Source organism: Alistipes putredinis DSM 17216, from assembly GCF_000154465.1.
GTDB classification, from domain to species: domain Bacteria; phylum Bacteroidota; class Bacteroidia; order Bacteroidales; family Rikenellaceae; genus Alistipes; species Alistipes putredinis.
The window spans coordinates 264,366-276,045 of the sequence record NZ_DS499577.1; the positions used below are offsets into that span (position 1 = coordinate 264,366).

The 11,680-nt window shown below is 54.9% G+C and carries 8 protein-coding genes; 4 read left to right on the forward strand and 4 right to left on the reverse strand.

The genetic code is table 11. From position 1 onward, the window contains the following. Positions 1 to 100 precede the first annotated feature (100 nt). The 4 genes from ALIPUT_RS01395 to ALIPUT_RS01410 all read left to right on the forward strand — a co-directional run bounded on the left by ALIPUT_RS01395 (position 101) and on the right by ALIPUT_RS01410 (position 4,906). Positions 101 to 826, forward strand: coding sequence for an acyl-[acyl-carrier-protein] thioesterase (locus ALIPUT_RS01395; RefSeq protein ID WP_004327807.1), 726 nt, complete (start codon positions 101 to 103; stop codon positions 824 to 826). 133 nt (positions 827 to 959) lie between these two features. After that, positions 960 to 1,484, forward strand: coding sequence for a bacterioferritin (locus ALIPUT_RS01400; RefSeq protein ID WP_004327808.1), 525 nt, complete (start codon positions 960 to 962; stop codon positions 1,482 to 1,484). A gap of 106 nt (positions 1,485 to 1,590) precedes the next feature. Continuing rightward, the gene (locus ALIPUT_RS01405; protein ID WP_004327809.1) at positions 1,591 to 3,576 is read left to right on the forward strand and encodes a protein-disulfide reductase DsbD family protein; all 1,986 of its coding nucleotides are present in this window, start codon (positions 1,591 to 1,593) and stop codon (positions 3,574 to 3,576) included. A gap of 193 nt (positions 3,577 to 3,769) precedes the next feature. After that, the gene (locus ALIPUT_RS01410) at positions 3,770 to 4,906 is read left to right on the forward strand and encodes a glycosyltransferase (RefSeq protein ID WP_004327810.1); all 1,137 of its coding nucleotides are present in this window, start codon (positions 3,770 to 3,772) and stop codon (positions 4,904 to 4,906) included. 172 nt (positions 4,907 to 5,078) lie between these two features. Here the strand turns inward: ALIPUT_RS01410 and ALIPUT_RS01415 are convergent, their stop codons facing one another. The 4 genes from ALIPUT_RS01415 to ffh all read right to left on the reverse strand — a co-directional run bounded on the left by ALIPUT_RS01415 (position 5,079) and on the right by ffh (position 11,460). Then, positions 5,079 to 6,479: an MFS transporter gene (locus ALIPUT_RS01415; RefSeq protein ID WP_004327811.1), complete on the reverse strand. Its 1,401-nt coding sequence runs from the start codon at positions 6,477 to 6,479 to the stop codon at positions 5,079 to 5,081. Positions 6,480 to 6,504: 25 nt separating this feature from the next. Next, entirely contained in the window at positions 6,505 to 8,514 is a 2,010-nt protein-coding gene (locus tag ALIPUT_RS01420; protein ID WP_040293061.1) for a tetratricopeptide repeat protein, read from the reverse strand. Positions 8,515 to 8,541: 27 nt separating this feature from the next. Next, the gene (gene era, locus ALIPUT_RS01425) at positions 8,542 to 9,423 is read right to left on the reverse strand and encodes a GTPase Era (protein WP_004327813.1); all 882 of its coding nucleotides are present in this window, start codon (positions 9,421 to 9,423) and stop codon (positions 8,542 to 8,544) included. Between the two features lie 705 nt (positions 9,424 to 10,128). After that, positions 10,129 to 11,460 (reverse strand): signal recognition particle protein, encoded by a 1,332-nt coding sequence (gene ffh / locus ALIPUT_RS01435; protein WP_004327815.1) that lies wholly within the window; start codon positions 11,458 to 11,460, stop codon positions 10,129 to 10,131. Positions 11,461 to 11,680: the final 220 nt, after the last annotated feature.

The window sequence follows — 11,680 nt, forward strand, 5'->3', positions numbered from 1 at the left end:
AGGAATGAAACCATTCGGTATCTACGGCTTTCTCCCGGCCCGGCGGATAACCGGCGGATTGTCGTTTCGTTGCATTTGAAATTGAAAAACGCACTGAAATATGGCAGAGAAAACAGGTTACACTTATTATGCAGACCCTCAGCAGGTCGATTTCACACTTCGGATGACCGTTCCGGCTTTGGCGAACGAGGTCCTCAATACGGCGGGTGTCGATGCCCAGCGCAAAGGGTTCGGGATCGATAAGTTGAATAAGGAAAACCGCTCGTGGGTCCTTTCGCGCATGGCGATCGAGATCGACGACCGCCCCGAACAATACACTTCTTATGAAATCGTAACGTGGGTGAACGAGTACAACCGGATGCTCTCGACCCGTAATTTCACGCTGCACGATGCCGCTGGCCGGGAGTTCGGGCGGGCCGTGACGCAGTGGTGCATCATCGACTTGGCGGTCCGTAAAGCGATCGACCTGAACACGGTTATCGGGCCTTGTACCGATACGCTCGTCGATGCCCCTTCGCCGACGGAGAAACCCCGCAAGGTGATGGGGATCACACCGCAGCATGTGATGGAGCACCGGGTGGTTTACAGCGACATCGACTTCAACCGTCACGTCAATACGATGCGTTATATCAACATGATGTTCGATATGCTGCCCATCGAACAGTTGACCGCGATCCGGCCGGTGCGTCTTGACATTCATTTCATGCACGAATGCCGTTACGGGCAAACCCTTACGGTCGGGTACGAACAACGGGACGGCTTGTCGCTGTTCGAGGTTTCGAACGGAGAGGAAGCCGCTGTCCGGGCGGCGCTCGAGTGGCGTTGAGGTGCTGTATTTCGTGGTGGCGGGCAAGGCAGGGAGCCGACCCGAATCGACTTCGTTTCGGTCCGATTTTACGATCGGCTTTGTTCCTTTCTGGAACGGGTTTTGCTGATATAGGGACAAAACCTTTATTATTATGGAAAAGATCAAAGTTGCGAACAAGTACCAGAAAAGTATCGATCTGTTGAACGATGCTTTGGGAAAAGAAATTGCCACCTCGCTCCAGTACATGTATTTCCATGTCCATTTCGAAGATGCCGGTTACGAGTATCTGTCCAAAAAGATGCGGATGATTTCGATTGCCGAGATGCGTCACAGCGAGGAGTTGTCCGACCGTATCCTCTTCTTGCAGGGGGACGTGAATATGAACCCGTCGTTTCCGACGCGCCAGATCACCGATCCCAAGGAGATGTTCCGTTTCGCTATGCAACTGGAACAGAGTACGATCGATAGCTATAACGATGCCGCTCGCATTGCGGCCGAAGCCGACGATTCGGTAACGCACAAGATGTTCCAGGATCTGGCCGTCGAAGAGGAGGAGCACTTGGACTATTTCCGCAACGAGTTGCAGAACCTGCTCGATTACGGCGACAAGGAGTACCTCGCCTTGCAATCTTTTGCACGCAGCAAGGCCGAAGCCGAAGGTAAGGTTTCCGAGTAGTTTTTCCTCGCGGACGCGAGATAATGCGTCCCATACGTGGTTTTTGAATAAAATTTCATATCTTTACACGCGAAAAAAACTATTAACTTATTAAAATAATAGAGATATGAAATTTTATATCCGTATCGTGCTGCTGGCGGCTTTCTTGACGAGTTTGTTGTCGGCTCACGCGCAGTCCCCGACCATTACCTGGGACAGCACTGTGAAGGACCTCGGCGATTCGAATTACGAAGTCGTATTTACGGGTAAGATCCTGCCGGGATGGCATACGTACGACCTGCATTCGGACGTTTCTTCGACCCTGGTGGAGTTCGAGCCTGCAACGGGCCTGACGCTCGACGGCGATCCTTATGAGATCAACGCTTCCAAACGCGAATACGACGATATTTTCGAGGTCGAAATGGGTACTTATTTCGATGAAATCATCCTCGGTCAGAAAGTCACCCTGACGGGTGAAGGCGCCGTATTGAAAGGCAATATCAACTGGCGTTCCTGCGAGGAGGAAAATTGCAATTCGCCCGAGGATTGGGGATTCGAGATCACGATCGGCGATCCCGAGGCGGCCTGGGCATCCGTTGCGGCCGGGGACGCTGCGGATCAACCTGTTTCCGGCGACGGAGCCGGAGAGTCCAAAACCCTGTGGGGGTTGATTATCGAAGCGGTTCTTTGGGGCTTCGCGGCGCTGCTCACTCCTTGTGTATTCCCGATGGTCCCGATGACTGTATCGTTCTTTATGAAAGGCAGCGGATCGCCTGCTGCGGGACGTTTCAAGGCTTCGATGTACGGTTTCTTCATCGTAGCGCTCTATACGCTTCCCATTGCGGCGATCATTCTGATTACGCGTCTGGTGGGCGGCGATGCCGTGACGGCCGACATCTTCAACTGGCTGGCTACGCACTGGCTTCCCAACCTGATCTTCTTCATCGTGTTCATGATTTTCGCCGCATCGTTCTTCGGGGCCTTCGAGATCACGCTTCCGAGCTGGATGGTCAATAAGAGCGACCGGCACGCGGACAAAGGCGGTTTGATCGGTATCTTCTTCATGGCTCTGACGCTGGTGTTGGTGTCGTTCTCCTGCACCGGGCCGATCGTCGGCAACGTCCTGATTCGTTCGACTGCCGGCGAATTCTGGGTGCCCATCGTGACGATGTTCGCTTTCTCGCTGGCTTTTGCTCTGCCTTTTACGATTTTCGCTTTCTTCCCCTCCTTGCTGAAAGACCTGCCCAAGAGCGGCGGTTGGCTCGGTTCCGTGAAGGTCGTTCTCGGTTTTATCGAGGTCGCCCTCGGTTTCAAGTTCCTGAGTATGGCCGACCAGACCTACCACTGGGGGTTGCTCGACCGTGAGGTCTATTTGGCGATCTGGATCGTCGTGTTCACATTGCTGGGTTTCTATTTGCTGGGTAAGATCCGCTTCGCTCACGACGACGAACTCAAGCACGTTTCGGTGACGCGGCTGACGCTGGCCATCGCTTCGCTTTCGTTCGCGGTCTATATGTTTCCGGGTATGTTCGGTGCGCCGCTGAAAGCTCTTTCTGGCTATTTGCCCCCGATGCATACGCAGGACTTCGTGATCAATACGCAGGGTGTCGTTGCCGCACCGTCAGCAACGGCACAGACGACTGAAAAGATCAAATATGCGGATATCCTGCACTGGCCTTACGATCTGCCGGGGTATTTCGATCTGGCCCAGGCCGAAGCCGCTGCCAGGGAGGCCGATAAACCCTTGTTTGTGGACATTACGGGAATCAGTTGTGTGAATTGCCGCGAAATGGAAGCCCGCGTCTGGAGCGATCCGCGCGTGCAGCAGATCCTGCGCGACGATTACGTGCTGGTAGCCCTCTATACCGACGACAAGACCAAAGTGCCCGAGAACGAATGGGTGACCACTGCGGGAGGCAAGGTTCTCAAGGACATCGGCCGCATCAACTCCTACATCGCCCAGACCCGTTTCGGGGTGAACGGACAGCCCAACTACCTGATCCTCGGCCGTGATGGGCAGGAATTGGTTCCCAAGCGGGCTTACAATCTCGACGTGGAGGCATACATCGACTTCCTGAAGAGCGGTGTGGAGGCGTATAATAAAACGAAATAGGATGGATAACGATAACCGGTTCGGGCAGTTCCTCCCGAACCGGTTATCGTTATCTCCTTGTTGCAGGATTCGGTAGGGTATTTGTATTTTTCCTGAAGTTGCCGTGCGCTGTTTATTCGAAAACAGGAGGGCCGTACCGAAGGTTTGAATCCGTTCGGGGATTCGATTTCAGTTATAAATAAAAGTTCGGGGTATGAAAATTTCGATCGTGGGGCCCGCCCATCCGTATCGTGGGGGCTTGGCCGTAATTATGCAGAGCATGGCCCGGGTTTTCCAACATCGGGGCGACGAGGTGAAGATCAAGACTTTCACGCTCCAGTATCCCCGTATTTTCTTTCCCGGCAGGAATCAGACGGTGCAGACACCTCCGCCGCCCGATCTGTACATCGTGCGGTGCGTGAATACGATGAATCCGTTCAACTGGATCGCCGTGGGGCGGTGGATCGCCCGCGAGAAGCCGGATTTCGTGCTGATGAAATACTGGACCCCCTTTATGGCGCCCTGTTTCGGTACGATTGCCCGTTTTGCCAAAAAGAACGGTACGACGCGTATCCTTTGTCAGATCGACAACGTCGAACCGCATGAACGCCATATGACTGACAAGCCGTTCAACCGCTATTTCCTGAGGGCGGTGGACGGCTTTATCTATATGTCCGAGCAGGTGCACCGCGAATTGCGCCGATATACGCAGGTTCCGGCGCTTTTCTCTCCGCATCCGCTTTTCGAAAATTTCGGTATCGTCATTGATCGTACGGAGGCCTGCATCCGCCTCGAACTGGATCCTTCGAAACGCTATGCGCTCTTTTTCGGTTTGATTCGGGACTACAAGGGATTGGACCTGTTGCTCGATGCCTGGAAGATCTACAAGCGGGAGCATCCTGCCGAAGACCGGCGCCTGATCGTGGCCGGTGAGTTCTATGCTCCGAAAGAGAAGTATTTGAAGCAAATCGCCGACAACGGACTGGAGGACGATGTGATTTTGCACGACTATTTTATTCCGGACGAATTGGTGCGTTACTATTTTTCCGTCGCAGATTTTTTGGTGCAGCCGTATCGTTCGGCCACGCAGAGCGGCGTGACCCAGATCGCTTATCAATTCGACCTGCCGATGGTGGTGACCGACGTGGGCGGTCTTCCGGAGATCGTGCCGGACGGTCGTGTCGGCTTCGTCTGCCGTCCCGATGCCGCAGAAGTCGCCCGGGCCATCGACCGTATCTGGCGGGACGATGTGCTCGCGGGATTCCGTGCGAACATGGAAGAGGAGAAGAAGCGCTTTTCGTGGGATGCGATGTGCGATCGCATTACGGAACTTTACCGATTGGTTAAATAGGAAGCGTAGAGGGTCGATCCGATTAAATAGGAACTCTTGTATCTCGAAAAGCGGAATCTCGTACGATCCTCGTCGCTTTAGCCGATAGACTCTTTATTACAAAACCCCCGCTGCAATTTGCAGCGGGGGTTTACTCATCATTTTTCCGGCAGACCGGGGATACGGATTATCGTTATTTCTTGATGTTGGGCAGTTCCAGGCCGTAGTGCTTTTTACGGTCTTCGAGCTTGAGCCAGAAAGCCAGCAGGAAAGCCAATACGCCGAGGCTGGCGAAAATCAGCATCGGAACCGTGTAGTTGTAGCTTACGTGTTCACCGGCTTTGATCGCTTCTCCCACGCCGGGATTGACCTTGTTGAGAACCCAGCCGATGATCATCGGGAAGGCCATCAGTCCGAGGTTCTGGATCCAGAAAATCGTTGCATAGGCAGAACCCATATAGCGGTTATCGACCAACTTGGGTACCGAAGGCCACAGGGCGGCGGGAACCAGCGAGAAAGAGAGGCCGAGCAGGATGATCGCCGAGAACGCGATAGCGGGGGTGAGGGGAACCAGTGCGAAAGTCATGTGGCAGATGAACATCAGGATCGCACCGATCATCAGCATCGTCGCGCCTTTGCCCTTGTGGTCGAGGAACCAGCCGAGGAGCGGAGTCAGAATCATTGCACCCATCGGGAACCAGCGGAAGATGTCCGAAGCCTGCTGGTTGGTGATGCCCAGATTACTTTCGAGCATACCCGTTGCGAAACGCTGGAACGGGAAAATCGCCGAATAGTAGAGCACGCAGAGTGCCGAAACGATCAGGAAGGTTTTGCTGCTGAAAAGGTTCTTCAGATCGGCGACCTTGAAGGGCTCTTCGGTTTCTCCTATCGGGGTGTCTGCCTCGGTTTGTCTGTCGAGTTTGAAGTCCATGACCGAGAAAGCGATGTAGGTCAGCAGGCCGATGCAGAGCAACAGGCCGACAACGGCTACCGGACGTGCTACGCTCGGATCGCCGCCCCAGTTAGCCACCCAGGGCGACAGGCTGAATACGGCGAATACGCCCAGTCGGGCAATAGCCATTTCCAGGCCCATCGCCAGAGCCAGTTCTTTCCCCGTGAACCACTTGACGATTGCACGGGATACTGTCACACCGGCCATCTCCGTACCGCAGCCGAAGATCATGAAGCCCAGGCAGGCGAGCTTCGCGCTGGCCGGAATGTCCGTGAGGAACGAATTGAGGAACTCGTAACCGAATCCGCCTTCATAGAAGTAGTTGCTCAGCCCGTAGAATTTGATACCGGCACCGAGTACCATCAGCGAGGCCGAAAGAATACCCGTAAACCGTACGCCCATCTTGTCGAGGATGATACCTGCGACGAGCAGGAAACCGCAGACGTTCAGAATGAATTCCGAACCGCCGTACAGTCCGAAAATCGTGGGGCTCCAGCCTCGGGTGCTTTCGAGCATGTTCTGCAACGGCGAGAGGACATCGACGAACATGTAGCCGAAGAACATGGTGAGCGCCACCAGAATCAGCGCGGTCCACCGAGCCCACGCCGAGTCGTTCAGTTTCTTTTGAATAGCTTGTGTCATAGTTTATTGAATTGGTTATTGTTAGTTAAAAAGCTTCTGTATGCTCCCCCGTGTAACGTTTGAGGATTTCGTAGGCCGAGGTAATGCCCAGCTCTCCGGCTTTCGAGAGGTCGAGGCAGCCCTTGCGCGTGTCTTTCATATAGATTTGGGTCATGCCCCGGTTGTAGAACGCTTCGGCGAAGAGGGGATTCAGTTCGATGGCTCTCGAAAAATCTTCGAAGGCCTCGGGGAGTTTGCCTGAAAGAGCCAGCAGCGTTCCCCGGTTGTAGTAGGCTTCGGCGAAGTTCGGGAAGAGGCGGAGCGTCTTGTCCAGATCGGCGATGGCTTCGTCGTAATTGTAGGTGCGTGTATGGGGGTTGGTGAGTTTGTTCGCCGGGTCGGAGTCGATCGAAATTCGCTGATAGGGATTGTCCAGGCCCGAAATGAAGTCGATCATTTCGGCCCGTGTCACGGCCCGGTTGAAGTAGAGGAACGGATTGGCGGCATTGTCTGCGATAGCCGACGAATAGGTGCCGACCGAATTGGTGAATTGTCGGATCAGCGATTGCGAAATGGCATATTGTACTTGCAGGAGCCAGTCGCGCGGATTCTGGCTCAGGATTTCGGTATAGCGGCTGTCGAGCATCGCCAAAGAGTCCGCATCGATGTTCGTAGGCCGGTTGGAGAGGACGAGGTAGGGATTGTCCAGTTTTTTCTCGAAGTCTTTGACCCGTTGCAGGGTATAGCGGTTCGACGCCTCGATCCGGGTGGTGTCGGGCTGCATCAGGGTGAAGCGGAACAGGGGTAGCAGACGCATGTTGCTGCGGCCCAGGCTCGGTTGTTCCGAAATGCGGTCGAAGTAGTTGTTGGTGAATTGGTTGTCGAAAGCCAGCAGTTTGTCCATCCGTTGCGTCGTATCGGCATAGATCGAGTAGGTGCTGTCCTTCAGGTGGGATTTGTATTCGGCGATCTTGCGCTGGGCGATCTCTTCGTCCCGTTTCGCAGCCTTGGGGTTATGCAACGCATAACGCAGGGCGCTGCGGTTCAGGTAGGCGTTGGCGAAGTCGGGGTAGAGTTCGATGGCCCGGGTGTAGTCGCGCTCGGCGCCTTCGAGATCGCCCAAGCGGGTTTTGAGCATGGCACGCAGGTAATAGACCTGGACATTGCCGGGGGAGTAGAGCGCCACGCGGTCGAAGTCGTCGAGTGCGCGGTTGTAATCGCCGATCTGGGTGCGGAGAATCGCCCGGTTGAAATAGGTGAACGAGTTGGTCGAGTCCAGTTGTAGCACCCGGTCGAAATCCGCGAGGGCCTGCATCGGACGGTTGGTGTTGGAATAGACCACCGCCCGGTTGAAATAGGGCGGCAGGAAAGCCGAGTCGCAGCGGATCGACATGTCGAAATCGGCTTCGGCTCGGGCATACTCCTCTTTTTGCAGCAACAAGGTTCCGCGTTGGTAATAGCCGTTGGGATTTTCGCGGTTGGTGCGGATCGCCTGGTCGAAATTTTCCAGGGCCCGTACGGTGTCCTTCAGGTAGAGGTAGGCTGTGCCGCGGCCGATGTAGGCGTCGGCTACCTTGTTTTCCTGGAAGATGAATTTGTCGAAATCCTCGATCGCCTCCTCGTATTGCTTGTTCTGCAGGCGCGTATAGCCCCGGCTGTAATAGGCGTCCGGCAGGTCGGGCCTCAGGTCGATCGCCTCGCGGAAATCCTGCAGCGCGTCGTCGTAGTTGCCCATGCGCGTACGGGTCAGCGCCCGGTAGATGTAGGCGGTCGTGAACACGGGGTTTTTGACGATGGCAGCCGAAAAGTCGGTATCGGCACCCAGCAGGTCGTCGAGGTTGAATTTGGCTACACCCCGCAGGAAATAGCCCTCTGCGGCGTCCGGATCGGCCCGCAACAGGATGTTGAGCACACGAATCGCCTCCTGATATTCGCGGTTCATCAGGCAACGGCGGCTGGCCCAGTAGAAGTAGTCTTTGTTGTATTGGGCGTCGGCAGCGGCAGCGTTGCCCAGCAGCGTCCCCAACAGGATGATTTTCAGGATAAATTTGCGCAATGCCACGACACCCCGATTTGGTTGTGATTATTCTTGTTCGTATCCGAAGCGCTTGAGTTGCCGTTCGTTATCGCGCCAGTTCTCGTTTACTTTGACGTACAGCTCCAGGAAAACCTTCTTGCCGAGGAATTGTTCTATGTCCTCGCGGGCCTGTTGTCCGACTTTTTTGAGTTTCTCGCCCTTGTGTCCGATCAGGATGCCCTTCTGGGAGTCGCGTGCGACATAGATGACCGCCGAAATGCGGTCGATCGTCGGTTCCTCCCTGTAGGCTTCGATCGCTATTTCGCAACAGTAGGGGATCTCCTTGTCGTAGTTGCGCAGGATCTTTTCGCGGATTATTTCCGAGGCGAAGAATCGCAGCGTTTTGTCCGTGAGCGTATCTTTGGAGTAGAAGGCTTCTCCCTCGGGCAGCCGTTCCAGAATCAGGTCGAAAAGTCCCTTGATGTTGAAATTCTCGCGTGCCGATACCGGGACGATCGTGGCGGCCGGCAGCAGCGCCTGCCATTTATCGACGAGCTCTTCGAGCTTTTCGGGCGTCGTGAGGTCGATCTTGTTGATTACCGCGAGGGTGGGAATATCGCTTTGGCGGATCTTTTCGAGGATGTCGTTCGAACGGTCGCTTTGTTCCACCGTGTCGGTGACGTAGAGGATTACGTCCGCATCGTTCACGGCGCCGGTGACGAATTTCATCATCGACTCCTGGAGTTTGTAGCTGGGTTTCAGAATGCCCGGCGTATCCGAGAAGACGATCTGGAAATCTTCGCCGCTGACCACTCCCAGAATGCGGTGGCGCGTGGTCTGGGCTTTGGAGGTGATGATCGAGAGGCGTTCGCCTACGAGTGCGTTCATCAACGTCGATTTGCCGACGTTGGGATTTCCGATGATATTGACGAAACCGGCCTTGTGCATAGGATGTCTGTTGTCTGATTCTCACGAAAAGGCAGTGAAAGCGAGGACCGCATAAAACGAACGAACTTGTTTTTCATGCCGGGCCGCCATGCTGCCTGCTCCAAAAATAGTGAAAGCCGAGAGCAATCGCACGGATTTGCACGCTAAGATTGCCGAACCGCCTCCTATCTTTTACAAAGATAGCGAAAAAAATACCCCCTGCCAAATGAAGCGTCATCTTTCTATGTTCAGAAGGAGTCGGTCGGTGGCGTTTTTCGGATAAGGGGGGGGGCCGAGGGAGGTTGCGGCTCTTTTCGACGCCGCTGTTTTTCCGGGAAAAGCCCGTTATCGGACGGATTGGAAGATCGGGTCGGAAAAAACGCGTTTTCTTCGGTCCTTCGCGTTGTGTTTTCCTCTCCGGTTTTTTCCTATTTCTGTATATTTTTCTTGTACTCGTCTGCAAGGTGTTCCGGACGAATCCGTTCTTCGTGTTTACGGGCGAAGCCTTTCCGGATTTGTCCTGCATTCTGCTTGCCCAATTATGAGCTGACACCGATTTCGGAGAGCATGTGTGAATCGCCTTTTCGCTGCCGGTGCGTGGTTGCAGAGGATGCCGGATTTGCCCGGAAGCGGGTCGATTATATGATAGATGTCATAAGGAAAACCCCTTCGGTTCGGAACCCGAACCGAAGGGGTATAAAGTAGTTGGCGAAGTATTCATCCCGCTTATCTGCGGAAGCCGCGTCCGGGTAATTTGGGCATTTTCATATTGCCTCCGGCGACGGCCTTCATCATCTTGTGCGTGTCTTCGAACTGCTTCATCAGTTTGTTCACCTCGGCCATCGTCGTACCGCTGCCTTTGGCGAGCCTTTCGCGGCGCTTGGCGTCGATGATTTCGGGTTTCTCGCGTTCGAGGGGAGTCATCGAGTTGATGATCGCTTCGGTCTGCTTGAATACGTCGTCCGAGATCTCGACATTCTTGAGAGCCTTGCCCATACCGGGGATCATCGAGGCCAGGTCCTTGAGGTTGCCCATCTTCTTGATCTGCGCGATCTGCCCCATGAAATCGTTGAAGTTGAACTGGTTCTTGACGATCTTCTTCTTCAGGCGGCGGGCCTCCTCTTCGTCGTACTGCTCCTGGGCGCGTTCCACGAGCGATACCACGTCGCCCATGCCCAGAATACGGTCGGCCATACGTTCCGGATGGAATACCTGGATGGCATCCATCTTCTCGCCGCTGGAGATGAACTTCAGCGGTTTGTTCACCACCGCACGAATCGAGATCGCCGCACCGCCGCGCGTATCGCCGTCGAGTTTGGTAAGCACTACGCCGTCGAAATCCAGCCGCTGGTTGAACTCGCGGGCCGTATTCACGGCATCCTGACCCGTCATCGAATCGACCACGAAGAGCGTTTCGCCCGGTTTCACGGCCTGTTTGATCGCCGTGATCTCCTGCATCATCGCCTCATCGACGGCCAGACGGCCCGCCGTATCGACGATCACGACGTTGAAACCGTGCTGACGGGCGTATTTGATGGCATTTTCGGCGATCTGCACCGGATTTTTATTCCCCTCTTCGGTATAGACTTCGACTCCGATCTGTCCGCCCAGCACCTTGAGCTGGTCGATGGCCGCAGGACGATAGACGTCGCCCGCCACGAGCAGCACCTGGCGCCCCTTCTTGCTCTTGAGCATCGCCGCCAGCTTGCCCGAGAAGGTAGTCTTACCGGAGCCTTGCAGACCGGCGATCAGGATGACCGCAGGCGTGCCCTCCAGCTTGATGTCGGTCGCCGTGCCGCCCATGAGTTGTGCCAACTCGTCGCGGACGATCTTGGTAATCATCTGTCCCGGCTTGACGGACTTGAGCACGTCTTGTCCCAGGGCCTTCTGCTTCACCTCGTCGGTGAAGGATTTGGCTACCTTGTAATTGACGTCGGCGTCGATCAGCGCCCGGCGGATCTCCTTGAGGGTTTCGGCGACGTTGATTTCGGTGATGCGGCCTTCGCCCTTGATCAGCTTGAAGGACCGTTCGAGTTTATCGGTTAAGTTTTCAAACATAGTTTCGGTTCGTTATCGTATGCCGGGAAACGGTGCCGCCCGACGCTGGAGCATTTTTCGTTTTGCGGAGCCGTCGTTGCAGTCGGTTTTTTCAGTCCGGACAAAGCTAAAGCGGTGTCGGGCAAATCGTTCTCCCTGTTCGGCCGTTGCAGGTCCGCTCCGGATTTTTCGCTTGCAAATATATAAAACTATTCGCAGAATCGCAACGGAGGTGCTGATT

What these genes read in the sequence shown, in the direction of transcription:
- ALIPUT_RS01395 (WP_004327807.1), top strand. Translation starts at nt 101, where the DNA reads ATGGCAGAGAAAACAGGTTACACTTATTATGCAGACCCTCAGCAGGTC.
- ALIPUT_RS01400 (WP_004327808.1), top strand. Translation starts at nt 960, where the DNA reads ATGGAAAAGATCAAAGTTGCGAACAAGTACCAGAAAAGTATCGATCTG.
- ALIPUT_RS01405 (WP_004327809.1), top strand. Translation starts at nt 1,591, where the DNA reads ATGAAATTTTATATCCGTATCGTGCTGCTGGCGGCTTTCTTGACGAGT.
- ALIPUT_RS01410 (WP_004327810.1), top strand. Translation starts at nt 3,770, where the DNA reads ATGAAAATTTCGATCGTGGGGCCCGCCCATCCGTATCGTGGGGGCTTG.
- ALIPUT_RS01415 (WP_004327811.1), bottom strand. Translation starts at nt 6,479, where the DNA reads ATGACACAAGCTATTCAAAAGAAACTGAACGACTCGGCGTGGGCTCGG.
- era (WP_004327813.1), bottom strand. Translation starts at nt 9,423, where the DNA reads ATGCACAAGGCCGGTTTCGTCAATATCATCGGAAATCCCAACGTCGGC.
- ffh (WP_004327815.1), bottom strand. Translation starts at nt 11,460, where the DNA reads ATGTTTGAAAACTTAACCGATAAACTCGAACGGTCCTTCAAGCTGATC.